This is a genomic window from Kaistella jeonii (genome assembly GCF_000812865.1).
Lineage (GTDB): Bacteria > Bacteroidota > Bacteroidia > Flavobacteriales > Weeksellaceae > Kaistella > Kaistella jeonii.
In genome coordinates this window covers 1-15,448 of the sequence record NZ_JSYL01000010.1, presented here as the reverse complement: position 1 = coordinate 15,448, position 15,448 = coordinate 1, and the positions used below count along the sequence as shown (strand labels likewise).

Sequence of the window (15,448 nt, the reverse complement as noted above, 5' to 3'; positions counted from 1 at the left end):
TGGCGATTCCATTTGACCTAAAAAAAATTAGAAATTACAAATGAATAAATTTATAAAAAATATCATCGCTTTTTCCTTAAAAAATAAAGCGTTCACTTTTATTTGGGTCTCTATTTTGGCGATTGGTGGTTTTATCAGTTTTAAAAATATGCCGATTGAAGCCTTTCCAGATGTTACCAATACCCAAATTGTAATCATCACGCAGTGGAATGGTAGAAGTGCCGAAGAAGTAGAGCGTTTTGTCACGACACCGATTGAGTTGGCGATGAGTTCCGTTCAGAAAAAGACCAGTGTCAGAAGTTCAACCATGTTTGGATTATCGATCATTAAAATTATTTTCGATGATGGTGTTGATGATGCTTTTGCGAGAAATCAAGTTAATAATCAGATCAGAACCGTAACACTTCCCGATGGAGCTGGTCCCGAAATTCAACCGCCGTATGGACCAACTGGCGAAATTTACCGATATGTTCTTCAAAGTCCGAAAAAAGATTCGCGGGAATTATTGACGCTTCAAACTTGGGTTGTTGATCGTGCCTTGCGTGGAATTCCGGGAGTTGCAGATATTAATGTTTTTGGTGGTCAGGATAAAATTTACGAATTAAGTATTGATCCGAGAAAATTGGAGCAATATAATCTAACAACTTCTCAGGTTTATGATGCCGTAAATCAGGGAAATCTCAATGTTGGTGGAGATGTTATCGAAAAAAACGGGCAATCTTACGTTGTTCGCGGAATTGGATTATTAAAATCAATTCAGGATATAGAAAATGTTACCATTCAAAACGAACATGGAAATCCGATTCTCGTAAAAAATGTGGCAACCGTTCAGGAAAGCGCGTTACCAAGAGTTGGACAAGCTGGTTACAATAATCAAAATGATGTTGTCGCAGGAACCATCGTAATGCGGAAAGGCGAAAATCCCGTGGAAGTTTTAGAACTGGTCAAAGCGAAAATCGACGAACTGAACAATAAGATTTTACCCAAAGACGTGAAACTGGTGACTTTCTACAACCGGGAAAACCTCATGGATTTCACCACACATACAGTTCTTCACAATTTAATTGAAGGAATTATTCTGGTCACCGTCATCGTATTTATATTCATGGCCGATTGGCGCACGACTTTTATTGTTTCGATCATTATTCCATTATCATTATTATTTTCTTTTTTATGTTTGAAACTGGCGGGAATGAGCGCAAATCTACTTTCCCTCGGAGCGGTGGATTTCGGGATTATCATTGATGGAGCCGTCGTCATGGTCGAAGGAGTTTTTGTGATGTTAGATCACAAAGCGAAAAAATACGGCATGGAAAAATTCAACAAAATGGCAAAAGCAGGTTGGATAAAAAATACCGGAATCGGTTTAGGAAAAGCGATTTTCTTTTCTAAATTAATAATTATCACATCATTAATACCTATTTTCTCTTTTCAGAAAGTAGAAGGTAAAATGTTTGCACCATTGGCTTATACTTTAGGGTTTGCTTTGATGGGAGCGTTGTTATTTACTTTAACGCTCGTTCCGGTTTTGTCGCATATTCTTCTTAATAAAAATGTGCGAGAAAAAAACAATCCGTTCGTGAATTTTTGGGATCGGATCGTAGTAAAAGGTTTTCTGTTCACCTTTAAAAATAAAAGAATGAGTTTAATGGTTGCAGTTGGAATTTTGGGAGCGACATTATTTTCAGCTAAATTTTTAGGAACCGAATTTTTACCGCCGCTCAATGAAGGATCGCTTTGGGTCACCGCAGAAATGCCGATGAGTACTTCGCTGGATGAATCATTAAAAATTACCGATCAATTAAAGAAAGTCATTATGTCTTTTCCTGAAGTAACGGGAGTGCTCTCACAAACGGGGAGAAGTAATGACGGAACCGATCCTAATGGTTTTGGTTTCGTGCAGTTTGCCGTGAATTTAAAACCAAAAGAAGACTGGAAAAGAAAAATCACGATGGATAATCTCATTGAAGATATGGATGGAAAGCTGAAACAATATCAGGGAATCACGTTCAACTATTCTCAGCCGATCTCTGATAACGTGGCTGAAGCAGTTGCAGGTTTTAAAGCTGAAAATGGAGTAAAAATTTATGGTGATAATCTCAATACGCTTGATCAATACGCAAAACAGGTTTATGAAATTATTAAAAAAGTTCCTGGGGTAAAAGAGCCCGGAATCATTAAAAACATTGGACAACCGGAAGTAAGCGTAATTCTCGATCGGGAAAAAATGGCGCAGTATGGCGTGAATCTTAAAGATGCGCAGTCGGTTTTAGAAACTGCTTTTGGTGGGAAAACTGCTTCTGAATTATTTGATGGCGAAAGAAAATTTGATATCAGAATTCGATATGAAAAGCAATACCGAAAAGATGAAAATGATATTGCACAATTGATGGTTCCTTCACAAGCAGGAGCTTTGATTCCATTAAAAGAAATTTGTGAAATACAGCAAGATAATGGTGCAGCCTTTATTTATCGGGATAATATCAAACGGTTTATTGGGATTAAATTTTCGATACGGGATCGGGATTTAGGAAGTACGATTGCTGAAGCACAGGAAAAAGTTGATCAGATTAAGCTTCCGGAAGGCTATAGTTTTGGCTGGACGGGTCAGTTTGAAAATCAACAGCGCGCCTCCAAAAGATTAGGACAAGTGGTGCCGATAAGTATTATCATGATTTTTTTCCTGCTGTTTATTCTGTTTGGTAATATTAAAGATTCCCTTTTGGTTTTAGCTAATGTTCCTTTTGCTTTGATTGGAGGAATTATCGCTTTGCACATGACAGGAATGAATTTCGGGATTTCTGCTGGAGTAGGTTTTATCGCCTTGTTCGGGATTTGTATTCAGAATGGAGTATTGCTTCTTTCCGAATTCCATCAAAATATAAAAGCGGGAATGTTGGTCGCAGAAGGAATTTTAGAAGGAATAAAAGTGAGAACCAGACCAATTGTGATGACCGCATTAATGGCGTCGGTTGGATTATTACCGGCTGCACTTTCTACAGGAATTGGATCAGAGTCCCAAAAACCATTGGCAATCGTTATTATTGGAGGATTGTTTACTGCAACTGTTTTAACGTTATTAATATTCCCCATTATATTCTGGATTTTTAATAAAACAAAAAAATCAGAGACTGTTTAAACTACTGGAAATAACAGATTTAAAGATAATAACTATTTTCAATATTAAATCTTTGATGTAGAACGTTTTAATAAAAATTTAAGTTGAGAGAAATTAAGTAATAATGATAAAGTTTCCTTAAAAAAGGAAATGTTTCGAGAAATTCATTTATAGAATTTTCACGAATAAATAATTTTCCTTAAATTTGCACTCCGATAAATCGGTAAAATATCAAAGGTGTAGGCAATATTTTTGAATGTTAGAAATTTTTTGTAAAAAAAAGATTTTCAATATTCAAAAAATAACTATATTTGCACACCGAAAAATTAAATAATTAATTAATAAATAATTTATATCATGGCAAAGGAAACGTTTAATCGTAACAAACCACACTTGAACATTGGTACCATCGGTCACGTAGACCATGGTAAAACTACACTTACTGCAGCAATCAGTAAAGTATTATCTGACAAAGGATTCGGAACAGCAAGAGATTTCTCTTCTATCGATTCTGCACCAGAAGAAAAAGAAAGAGGTATTACAATCAATACTTCACACATCGAATATGAAACTGCGAACAGACACTATGCTCACGTAGATTGTCCAGGTCACGCCGATTATGTTAAAAACATGGTTACAGGTGCTGCTCAAATGGACGGTGCTATCTTAGTTGTAGCTGCTACAGACGGACCAATGCCTCAAACAAGAGAGCACATCCTTTTGTGTCGTCAGGTAAATGTACCTAATGTACTTGTTTTTATGAACAAAGTAGATATGGTTGATGATCCAGAATTGTTAGAATTAGTAGAATTAGAAGTAAGAGAACTTTTATCTTCTTATGATTATGATGGTGATAATGCTCCAGTAATCCAGGGATCTGCTTTAGGTGGATTGAATGGAGATGCTAAATGGGTAGCGAAAATCGACGAATTAATGGAAGCTGTTGATACTTGGATTGAACTTCCAACAAGAGATGTTGACAAACCATTCTTAATGCCTATTGAAGATGTATTCTCTATTACAGGTCGTGGAACTGTAGCAACAGGAAGAATTGAAGCAGGTGTAATCAATACTGGAGACGGTGTAGATATCGTAGGTATGGGTGATGAAAAATTAACATCAACTGTAACTGGAGTAGAAATGTTCAGAAAAATCCTTGATAGAGGTGAAGCTGGAGATAACGTAGGTATCCTATTAAGAGGTATTGAAAAAACCGACATCAAAAGAGGTATGGTTATCGTAAAATCTGGTTCTGTTAAACCACACAAACACTTCAAAGCTGAGGTTTATGTTCTTTCTAAAGAAGAAGGTGGTCGTCACACTCCATTCCACAACAAATATCGTCCACAGTTCTATGTAAGAACTACAGACGTTACAGGTGAGATCTTCTTACCAGAAGGTGTAGAAATGGTAATGCCAGGAGACAACTTAACTATTACTGTAGAATTGTTACAGCCAATCGCTCTTAACGTAGGTCTTAGATTTGCGATCAGAGAAGGAGGTAGAACAGTTGGTGCAGGACAGGTAACTGAAATCTTAGATTAATTTCTAAATAAATATTGAAGTCCCGTAGGGAAACTTACGGGACTTTTTTTTAATTTACGGGCATCGTCCAATGGTAGGATACCGGTCTCCAAAACCGTTGATCAGGGTTCGAGTCCTTGTGCCCGTGCAAAAAAAAGATAATGAGCTTAGTTGATTTTATAAAAGGTTCTTATACCGAATTCAAGGATAAAGTTGAATGGCCGAAGTGGCCTGAATTGCAATCGTCCACAATCGTGGTTACAATTGGAACAGTTGTTTTAGCAATTTTCACTTTTGGAATAGATTCACTTTTTAGTAAATCGATTGCTAATTTCCTTACTCTCTTTATCAATCTTTTCAATTAAAATTATTTTCCAAAATGAGTGACACTAACTGGTATGTACTGAAATCAATCAGCGGACAGGAAAATAAGGTGAAAACCTATATTGAGAACGAAATGAAACATTATGGGCTCGAAGCTTTCGTAACCCAAGTGGTCATTCCTATGGAAAAAGTAATCCAGCTGAGAAATGGTAAAAAGGTCCCAAAAGAAAAACCTTACTACCCAGGTTACTTAATGGTTGAAGCTAATTTAGCAGGAGAAGTTCCTCACATTATCAAAAATATTCCGGGAGTTATTTCTTTTTTGAGTTTAACCAAAGGAGGAGATCCAGTACCAATGCGTAAATCTGAAGTAAACAGAATGCTTGGAAGAATGGATGAACTTTCTGAGTTCGCAGTGGAAGCAAATATTCCATTCATCGTTGGAGAAAATATCAAAGTGATCGATGGTCCTTTTAACGGATTTAATGGGACGATCGAAAAATTATTTGAAGATAAAAAGAAAATAGAAGTTTCAGTAATGATTTTCGGAAGAAAAACACCAATGGAATTAAGTTATATGCAAGTAGAAAAGGTTTAGACCTTACTTCTTAATAAATACAAAAAGAATCAAGTTACTTGGTTCTTTTTTTTGTTTTAAAATTAAAGGTTTAATTTATCATTTAAAGAGATTTTGTTTGAATTTGTTATTGACTTAGTAGTAATAGGTCTGATTTAGAACAAATAGGTATCAGATTCGTAAATTAAAGTCATAAGATTAATAATTTTTCGTAATTTAGTTCGCTAAAATACAACGATGAAAACTAAAATTACTTTCTTATTATTGATCGTCAGCTTTGTGCTGTCTTACGGACAAGAGCAAAATTACGATTTACTAAAACCCTATTCCGAAACCAAGATTATTTATGATCGTGTTTATCCGGTTTCAGATGCGACTCATCTTAAAACCAACCAAGTTTCTGCCAACAATTTCCTGCAGGTTTATCATGAAATTCAACGAGCTGATTATTTGCAAAGACTTCCGAAATTAGATGATGTTCAGAAATTAGCCGATGCTGGTTTTAATAATCATAATATTCCGCTTTCGTTGTTGATTGCAGATTTTGATAATTTGAAATCCACTGCTTTCGAAACCCAAAAAGTTTCTTTGAATTCTAAAAATCAGCTAGAATTAAAAGGAAAAGCTACCGATGTTTTCGATCAATATCAAATCAATCTTTTAGGAACTGTTTTAGGTAAAACCAAAGATAATCAAGCTACTTTTATTCTAAAAAGTAATTTGATATTCAATACTACAAAACGAACAGTTACTTTTATTGAAGTAAAAGAAAAAAATACTTGGAGAAAAATTAGTATTGACCAACCTTTTACATTAAATTTTAATGAGAATGGTCTAAATACAATTCCCTATAAAATTCATTTCACTGACGGAAAAATTATTTCGCAGTCATTTGTGATCGATATTCAATATCAAAAAAGAGCAGTCGAAGGAAAAGGAACTTCTGCTTTTCAACCCAATGTTGTTACCAATATTTCTTCAACAATTCCCTACAAAGGTTATGGCGAAGCAACCGCATTTCTTGGAAAAGGTGAATACGAAGTTTTTCTGGATACGGTAGACGGTGTTTTAGATAAACCAATTATTTTGGTAGATGGTTTTGATCCTGGTGATACTCGAAATACTTCGGCGATTTATCAACTTTTAAATTATGGCACCAATCAAAATTTAGGCGATGTAATTCGAGCTCAAGGTTATGATGTAATCGTTTTAAATTTCCCAACTTATACCAGAGATGCTTCTACAACAATTATTGATGGTGGTGTAGATTATATTCAAAGAAATGCCATGATTCTGGTAGAATTAATGAAAAAAATTAACGCTGAAAAAGTAGGAACGGAGAAAAATGTTCTTATCGGGCCAAGTATGGGCGGATTGATTTCGAGATACGCATTAAGATATATGGAACAAAATAGTTTGAGTCCTGATACTCGACTTTATATTTCCTTCGATGCACCACATTTAGGAGCAAATGTTCCGATCGGATTTCAACATTTGTTCAATTATATGGGTTATGGTCCATTAGGAGATGTTACTTTGCAAGGGATTGTAAATGGAATGCTGAAAAGTCCGGCTGCTAGAGAAATGTTGATCGATCATTTTGAAGGTCATTTAAAAGCGGGTGATGCTGTAGAATTTGATCCCGCTAAATTATTACCTGTTGGTGCTCCTAATTACAGAACGCCTTTCCAAACTGAACTGAATACGATGGGATTTCCAACAAGTACGAGAAATGTGGCCATCAGTAATGGTGCAGGAAATTCAACTATGACGGGAACTCCGGGAATGGTGGTGATGGATCATACTTTTAATACTTCCAGCAGTCAACGTGCGATTATAAAGGTAAATTATACTCCTCTAAAAAATCAAACTTTAGAAATAAGCAATTTCAAAGGTCAGCAGAAAATTTTTATTTGGATCACTGGATTTTCAAGTGCAGCGAGTGCAAAATCTACCACGACTTCTGATGGTTTAGATACTGCTCCAGGTGGAAGATTTAATTTGAGTCAGTTTGCAGCTGCAGCAGGAGGAAATCCTCTTCTTACAGAATTTGTGAATAATTTGAATATTATGTATTTCAATTTTATTCCCGCATTAAGTTCTTTAGCAATAAACGGTAACAATTATTACTCACCTGTTACCTCTTCCTCCGTAACGCCTTTTGTCGCCTATTCTGTTCCCACTGTGAATGAAGATCACGTGACTTTAGATACTCAAAACGTAGCGTTTGCTTTAAATGAAATTTTGAATTCCAGTACTTTGGCAACGGGAACAAATAATGTTACACATCAGATTTGGGTAGAAAATCCCGTGAAAAATTCTTTGAAAATTAAATCCAATTATTTAATGAAGAATGCTCAAATTACAATTGCTGATTATTCAGGCAGAAAAGTTTTTGCAGGTAAACAACAGGATATTTCGGGAATGACAGAAATACAAGTTAACCTGAGTAATGGGGTTTATATAATGACAATAACTTCTGGTAAAGAAACCATTACGAAGAAAATTATTGTAAAGAATTAAAAATAAGTAATAAATAACCGAAAGCCACTTTTTAAAAAGAGTGGCTTTTTTAATTGATGCAAATTCTTTCTAAAAATCAAGCAATTACCTCTTGTGTAATCAAAAAATATTCTTAATTTTGCAGTCCGAAATGTAAAGTAGTTGGATGAAACAACCTTTGCAGATTTATAAATGCTTCCACATTCATAAATTATTAATTTTATTAAAAAATAACAATGGCTAAAAAAGTCTTTAAAATGGTTAAGCTCCAAGTAAAAGGAGGAGCAGCAAACCCATCTCCACCAGTAGGTCCAGCTTTGGGTTCTGCAGGGGTGAATATTATGGAGTTTTGTAAGCAATTTAACGGAAGAACTCAAGACAAGCCGGGACAAGTTTTACCTGTAGTAATTACAGTATTCGAAGACAAATCATTTGAATTCGTTATTAAAACTCCACCAGCTGCAATCCAACTTTTAGATGCTTCTAAGCAGAAAAAAGGTTCAGGAGAGCCAAACCGAATCAAAGTAGGTTCTGTATCTTGGGATCAGGTTAAAAAAATTGCTGAAGACAAAATGGTAGATCTTAATTGCTTTACAATGGATGGCGCACTTACAATGGTTGCCGGAACTGCAAGATCTATGGGATTAAGAGTAACAGGAACTAAACCAACTAACGCTTAAAACTTATAGATATGGCAAAATTGACAAAAAAGCAAAAAGAAGCTTTAAGCAAATTAGAAAAAAATAAAGTTTACACTCTTGACGAAGCTTCGGCTTTGGTAAAAGAAGTAAATACTGCAAAATTCGACGCTTCTGTTGACTTAGCAGTGAGATTAGGTGTTGATCCTAGAAAAGCCAACCAAATGGTAAGAGGCGTAGTTTCTCTTCCACACGGTACTGGTAAAGATGTAAAAGTTTTGGCATTGGTAACTCCTGACAAAGAAGCGGAAGCTACAGCAGCAGGTGCAGATTACGTAGGTCTTGACGAATATTTACAGAAAATTAAAGACGGTTGGACTGATGTTGATGTGATCGTAACAATGCCTGCAGTAATGGGTAAGTTAGGTCCATTGGGTAGAGTATTAGGACCAAGAGGTTTGATGCCAAATCCAAAATCAGGTACAGTAACTATGGATATCGGTAAAGCGGTAGCTGAAGTAAAAGCTGGTAAAATTGATTTTAAAGTTGACAAATATGGTATCATTCACGCTGGGATTGGTAAAGTATCTTTTGATGCTGCTAAAATCAGAGAAAATGCTGCTGAATTAATTCAGACTTTACTCAAATTGAAACCAACTGCCTCTAAAGGTGTTTATGTGAAAAGCATTTATTTGTCTTCTACCATGAGTCCAGGTATTGCAATTGATACTAAATCTGTAAACTAAAATCTGAAGAACAATGACAAAAGAAGATAAAGTATTAGTAATACAAGATATAAAAGGAATGTTACAGGACGCGAAAGTAGTCTATGTTGCAAACCTTGAAGGAATGAATGCTGCTGCGACTTCAGATTTCAGAAGACAAGCATTTAAGCAAAATATTACACTGAAAGTTGTAAAAAACACCCTGTTGCAAAAAGCAATGGAACAAATGGAAGGTGATGTAGATTACTCAGAAATGTTCCAATCTTTCAAAGGAAACACTGCTTTGATGATCTCTGAAACTGCAAACGCTCCGGCTAAGTTGATTCAGACATTCAGAAAAAAAGCTGAATTTCCTGCTTTGAAATCTGCTTATTTGCAAGATACATTCTATGTAGGTGACGAAAATCTAGGAACTTTGGTTAACATCAAGTCTAGAGAAGAAATGATTGGCGAAATCATCACATTGCTACAATCTCCGCTTAGAAATATACTTTCTGCCCTTCAGAATAAAGATGAAGCTACAGGAAACGCTGAAGAAGCTGCTCCAGTTGTAGAAGAAGCTGCACCGGTTGCAGAAGTTAAAGAAGAGGTAAAAGCAGAAGAAACTCCAGCTACAGAAGTTGCTCCAGAAGCAAGCAGTGAAGCTACAGATGCACCAAGTGCAGAGTAATTAGACTCAAAAACAAATCAAAATAAATCGTTCAACAATTAAAACATTATCAAAATGTCAGATTTAAAAAAATTAGCGGAAACGCTTGTAAACTTAACCGTTAAAGATGTAAATGAATTAGCTACTATCCTTAAGGATGAGTACGGAATCGAACCAGCTGCTGTAGCTGTTGCTGCTGGTGGTGGTGCTGCAGAAGCGGTAGAAGAAAAAACAGAATTCGATGTTATCTTGAAAGCTGCAGGTGCTTCTAAATTAGCAGTTGTAAAATTAGTTAAAGATTTAACTGGTGCAGGTTTGAAAGAAGCTAAAGATATGGTAGATACAGCTCCGACTGCTATCAAAGAAGGTATTTCTAAAGACGAAGCTGAAGCTTTGAAAAAACAATTAGAAGATGCAGGTGCAGAAGTAGAAGTAAAATAATTCTCCCACAACCTTATTATAAAGCCGTTTCCTGAAGGAAGCGGCTTTTTTTATAAACTATTCATCAATTCGGTGGTAATATTTTAAAGGACTGATTTAAAATTCTAAATTATATTTAACAAAAATTAACATCCGTTTGATAAATAAATTGATTATAATTTAAATGCAGAAAATATTATCATAATAGTAATTTTAACTACAAGTTGTAATTTTGAAATAATTTTATTATCAATGATAAAGTAATAATAATTTATTAATTAATAATTCGTAATTTCTTTTTACGTTTTTAGGTATTTTTATAGTAATGACAAAGGGTGTTTTAACCCTTTATATTATAAAATTTCTACTTTAATCTAATTTATAGATTGAATTATTTTTTATTTATTATTTTTGTGGAAGATTATTTCTTTTAGATTTGATCTGAAAAAACACAAAACACAAACACAAGCTTGAAAGAAAATTTATTCTTTAGAGCAACACGATCAACAGTTAAAAAAAGAGGATTTAATTCTGTTTTTTTTAATTTGATTCTGTTGCCTCTTCTGTGCATCTCCTCGTTTTTTAGTGCGTCTGCATTAAAAGTTGATGTTCCGCAGCAAGATCAACAGGCAATAATTTATGTTACTGAAAATGCAGTTGTTTTCGGAACAGAAGATGTTACTAACGCTTCCATTGTAAAGATAAAAGCGCCGCTTGAAGCAAAAGATTCTAAAAACATCACAGATTCCAAAATCAAGAAGGAAATACCAATTGCTAAGAAAGAGTCTAGAAAGCAAGCTGAAAATCTTCCAAAATTATCCAAACCCAAATTCGTATTTAAAAGTTCAACATCAAATCAAAACTTTGGTGCTGGTAGTTTTTCAAATACAAGAAATTCTATAATCAATCCTGTTTTTTTTGCGAAGAATGTTATTGTGTACCATCATACAGCGCTCAGTATTCCAGTATTGTTATATTTAATTAATATTTATACTGCAGAATTTTCTAAAACTGCAGCACTTTCACAATTCTTATTTTCCCGACCTCCTCCTTTTTGTTAAGAAAAAAATCATTTTATTCTTATATCAGATTATATCTATGGAACCAAGTTCCTTAGAATAATTCTTCATGATATTAAAAACATTAGAACATTAAACACAAATATAATGAAATTAATAATTTATTCATTGCAAAAACAGGTACGTATGTTTCGCATATTACTAGTTTTTGCCACAATCCTCTGTAGTAATTCTCTATTTGCAGACGGCTCAAAAGATCTTTATCCAAGTGGTGCGGTAGGCTTACGTGCTTATCTCCGATCAAGTTTAACCCCAACGGAAAACTGGCCATTTCCTAATGAGGGAGTCCATTATGTCTATGCAAAGGTCGGTGAACGAATTGCATTAGCATCCAGTGCGCAAAATTCTGGAGGAAATTCTAGAATTAGATTGTTTGCACCCGATGGTAGTCTAAAGGTTAACGATAATACCATTGCAGGTCAAATACCAAACAGGACTGCAGAAATAGCTGGACCCCAGTTGTCTGGATCAGCTTCAGGAGGAAGATATATCCCTATTTATTACCAGGTTCCAGCCAACGGTGCAGGGATTTATCGGGTAGAATTCGTAGCTAGAGGAACAAACGACCCCAGTACAACTGTTAAGGCAAATGCGTCCTGGTCTCAAGGTAATGATGTGTCAATTATGGCATGGGATGTTTCGGTTATCAGCGTGGGAAGTACTGCTTTTATCCCGGGTAGAGTTTATACAAACGTATTAAACCTTAGTAATGGACTAAGTAATGTTAGTAGCGACGGTTTTTATGGAAAATTATATGCGCTAACTAAAGACGGCTACACTTATCGTGTAAATAATAATGGCAATAATGGGATTTATTTTACATTTTTTGTAAATAATAACGGTTTTATCGATGCTACTACACAGGATCCTGTTTATAAAAGCTTAAATGGCTCCACATCTGGTTTTTTAGCGGGTAAAGTACAAAATCCAAATAGCGCAGATACTGCTAAAAATATAACTCATAAAATGTTCTATACCCTGCCGAGTGCTGATCTCCCGTCCTCATCTGTGGGTGCAGTTCCGGGTTCTACTACATGGCTAAAAGATGCTGTAAAAACTCCCCAGGTCACAGGTGTTTCAATTGTTGGAGTTGAGGGTACTACTGGGCAAATAAGTAAAAAAGGTGGCTATATAAAATTCAATGCAGATGTACAGGGCAATTATAGTATCGCTATCGAAGGTACGCCCGCAAATCCTAGTTTTGTAACGCGCGTACTTGTAGGATCTTCTGCAGCAGGAGCCAATCAAATTTTTTGGGATGGCAAAGATGGAGGCGGAACACAGTCACCAGTTGGAACATTTCCAGTTAAAATTACAATCCGTCTACAACAGGCGGAAGTCCACTTTCCTTATTTTGATATGGAGTACAACCGCTTCGGAACTATTGTAGAACTTCTTGATCATACTCAGTTAAGTTTACCAACTCCAGTAGTTCAAGTCGTTTCAGATATTGTTTACTGGAATGACATTGATATTCCTAATGTAACCAATGGTTCAAATTCGTCCCCTAAAAATAATAGCCATTTGCCACCGGCAAATAGTACTGGAATAAGTAGTAATACCAATGGACACAAATGGGGTGTGGGAGGAAGCGGTACCAGCGGACTGTTTGGAGATGTTAAATCAATTGATACGTGGACCTTTATTAAGGCTGAAGAAACTACTGTGACTACAAGTGTAATGGTGAAAAGTGCTGATTTAATGGTTTCTTCTATCACTCCCGATAGAACAAATGCTTTAGTAGGAGAACAGATCGCTTACACCGTAAAAGTGAAAAATGGTGGGACAAGCGATGTAACAGGTGCTCCATTCTTATTTAAAATTCCTACTGGTTTATCTCCACAAAATATTCAGTTTATTAATAATGGATGTGGAAGCGAAAGCTTAGCAATGAGTTATAACGCGGGTACTAATACTTATACCTCAAATCTTAATCTTCCAAATGGGTGCGAAATCACCTACATCATCACGGTAACTGTTACTAATCTAGCTACAACAGGTAATCAAATTGTAGAAGCTGCGATATTACGTACCAACGATGTTACTGATCCAGATGCAACAAACCCTAATATCACTATTCCGCCTACAAATCCTTATTACGAATGTGCAAATAATGGAATCGGTGGTTCTTGTAATAATATTAAGACCAATAATATTGTAGTGGTTACTCTTGCATGTTATGAAGATCCAGATACTACAAATGCCGGCGTACCTACGAAACAAGGCATCACTTTGCTACAAAGAGCTGGAGGTACAAACACTGATTGGCCAATGATTAGAAAATCTGCACATACAGTGTTAGAATCCAATACCAAAGGTTTTGTAATTACCAGAATGACAAGTGATCCGATTATACCGGTTCCCGCAAACCACATTAGTAAAATTACCAATCCACAGGAGGGAATGATGGTTTATGATACTTTTGCGAAATGTTTAAAATTGTATGACGGAACTGGTTGGAGCTGTTTTAACACTCCAGCTTGTCCATAAACATAACTAAAATAGGAGCATTTTTATTTCAACATAAAGATGCTCCATATTTTAATAATTAAAAAATATAATAAAATGAAAAAATTAATATCAGCAATACTTTTAACAGGATTCACCTTGGGAAACGCGCAAGTAATTATTGGTGATGCAATAGGTACTGCATCGGTAAAAACATCCGTTTTACTAGAATTTGCGCTGGGAAACAAAGGTTTGATTTTACCTTACGTAAGAACTCTTCCTGCTCCTGCGCCAATCACTCAGGGAACAATTTTGTTAGATGCAAGTACAGCAACTGCAGCAAGAGTTAAATTTTCCAACGGAACAAGTTGGGTTGATTTAAGTGGACAAGATGCAAATGTTACTGCGGCTCTGACTATCCAGCCAACATCTGTCGTTGAAACCACTTCAAAATCTATTATTGGCGCCAGAAGTTCCAGTGCAGATGGTGTTTTAGTTTTAGAATCTTCAACTAAAGCGATGGTTTTACCACAAGTTAATAAAGTGTCGGATATTCCAAGTCCTTCCCCAGGAATGATGGTTTATGTAAATAAAACTGGCGCAAAAAGACTTGCCGTTTACAATGGCAGCAAATGGAGTTATTGGAAACCATAAAAAATGAATTTATAAATTAAATTTATAAGTTAATTTTAATTCCGTCCATAATATGGGATTATACTTTTTATCCTAGACTATAAAGACCCTTTTGAAAAAAAGGGTCTTTATTTATAAAGCCTTCAAATTATAAAATTTTATATTCAGTTTACTCAATCATAGCGAGGTGCAATTAAGATTTCATGTAGTCAAACGAAACTGCCAATTTCTACAAAATTAATCTTACTACAAAAGTAGCTACCTTGATTAATTTCACCGGTGGTGCTCCTAAACCTTTAGATATTGCCTACAACAAAGTAGATGGTTTATTGTACGGTGTTGATAATACCACAGATAATTTATTTACGATTAATCCTACTTCAGGTGCAGTTACTTTTATAGGTGCAACTGGTAATGAAAGTAGTTTTGGTGCAATGTACACTGATACTATTACGGGTGCTGTATATGGTAATTCAAATACAAATGATGCTATTTACAGTTTTAATAAAACAAGTGGTGCTGCTACTCTGATTTCTGCCTCGATCTCCGCTACTGGCAATGACGGTGCGCATTGTGTAAATGCACGAGTACAATTTCGTGCAGAATTATCAATTACTAAAACAGATGGTAAAACCGAATATATATTCTACCCTCATTTCTCTAGACCACAATTAGCTGTTTCTTAATTGTTTTTTATGCTGCTGATTTATACTTTTCCAGTGGTTTTTTAAGCTGTATTCCTTGATGACTTCTGTTGTGATATCTCAATAACCATTTTTGTATTCCCAGATAAAGCTCTAATCCATCTTTC

The 15,448-nt window shown here is 35.3% G+C and carries 12 protein-coding genes, 1 tRNA gene and 1 pseudogene; all 14 read left to right on the top strand.

All coding sequences use genetic code 11. From position 1 onward, the window contains the following. The first annotated feature begins 40 nt into the window (after window positions 1-40). Window positions 41-3,139, top strand: coding sequence for an efflux RND transporter permease subunit (locus OA86_RS12230; protein WP_039353717.1), 3,099 nt, complete (start codon window positions 41-43; stop codon window positions 3,137-3,139). Between the two features lie 336 nt (window positions 3,140-3,475). Next, a complete protein-coding gene (gene tuf / locus OA86_RS12225; protein WP_039353714.1) occupies window positions 3,476-4,663 on the top strand; it encodes an elongation factor Tu in 1,188 nt (395 codons plus the stop codon). A 56-nt stretch (window positions 4,664-4,719) separates the two neighbouring features. Further along, window positions 4,720-4,790 (top strand) — tRNA-Trp (locus tag OA86_RS12220). Window positions 4,791-4,803: 13 nt separating this feature from the next. Then, window positions 4,804-5,007: a preprotein translocase subunit SecE gene (gene secE / locus OA86_RS12215; protein WP_039353711.1), complete on the top strand. Its 204-nt coding sequence runs from the start codon at window positions 4,804-4,806 to the stop codon at window positions 5,005-5,007. Between the two features lie 14 nt (window positions 5,008-5,021). Next, a complete protein-coding gene (nusG, locus tag OA86_RS12210) occupies window positions 5,022-5,564 on the top strand; it encodes a transcription termination/antitermination protein NusG (RefSeq protein WP_039353708.1) in 543 nt (180 codons plus the stop codon). 216 nt (window positions 5,565-5,780) lie between these two features. Continuing rightward, window positions 5,781-8,066, top strand: coding sequence for a T9SS type A sorting domain-containing protein (locus tag OA86_RS12205; RefSeq protein ID WP_039353705.1), 2,286 nt, complete (start codon window positions 5,781-5,783; stop codon window positions 8,064-8,066). Between the two features lie 215 nt (window positions 8,067-8,281). After that, entirely contained in the window at window positions 8,282-8,725 is a 444-nt protein-coding gene (gene rplK, locus OA86_RS12200) for a 50S ribosomal protein L11 (protein WP_039353703.1), read from the top strand. Window positions 8,726-8,736: 11 nt separating this feature from the next. After that, complete coding sequence (rplA, locus tag OA86_RS12195) at window positions 8,737-9,429, top strand: 50S ribosomal protein L1 (RefSeq protein ID WP_039353700.1); 693 nt, start codon at window positions 8,737-8,739, stop codon at window positions 9,427-9,429. Window positions 9,430-9,442: 13 nt separating this feature from the next. After that, window positions 9,443-10,078: a 50S ribosomal protein L10 gene (gene rplJ / locus OA86_RS12190; RefSeq protein ID WP_039353697.1), complete on the top strand. Its 636-nt coding sequence runs from the start codon at window positions 9,443-9,445 to the stop codon at window positions 10,076-10,078. Window positions 10,079-10,132: 54 nt separating this feature from the next. Further along, the gene (gene rplL, locus OA86_RS12185; protein ID WP_039353694.1) at window positions 10,133-10,498 is read left to right on the top strand and encodes a 50S ribosomal protein L7/L12; all 366 of its coding nucleotides are present in this window, start codon (window positions 10,133-10,135) and stop codon (window positions 10,496-10,498) included. Window positions 10,499-11,031: 533 nt separating this feature from the next. Further along, window positions 11,032-11,538, top strand: coding sequence for a hypothetical protein (locus tag OA86_RS12180; protein ID WP_143071376.1), 507 nt, complete (start codon window positions 11,032-11,034; stop codon window positions 11,536-11,538). Window positions 11,539-11,682: 144 nt separating this feature from the next. Further along, window positions 11,683-14,046 (top strand): phage tail-like protein, encoded by a 2,364-nt coding sequence (locus OA86_RS12175; RefSeq protein WP_052257511.1) that lies wholly within the window; start codon window positions 11,683-11,685, stop codon window positions 14,044-14,046. A gap of 75 nt (window positions 14,047-14,121) precedes the next feature. After that, a complete protein-coding gene (locus tag OA86_RS12170; RefSeq protein WP_039353842.1) occupies window positions 14,122-14,658 on the top strand; it encodes a phage tail-like protein in 537 nt (178 codons plus the stop codon). 206 nt (window positions 14,659-14,864) lie between these two features. Further along, window positions 14,865-15,323: pseudogene (locus OA86_RS12165) on the top strand (DUF6923 family protein); the annotation flags it as partial. Between the last annotated feature and the right edge of the window lie 125 nt (window positions 15,324-15,448).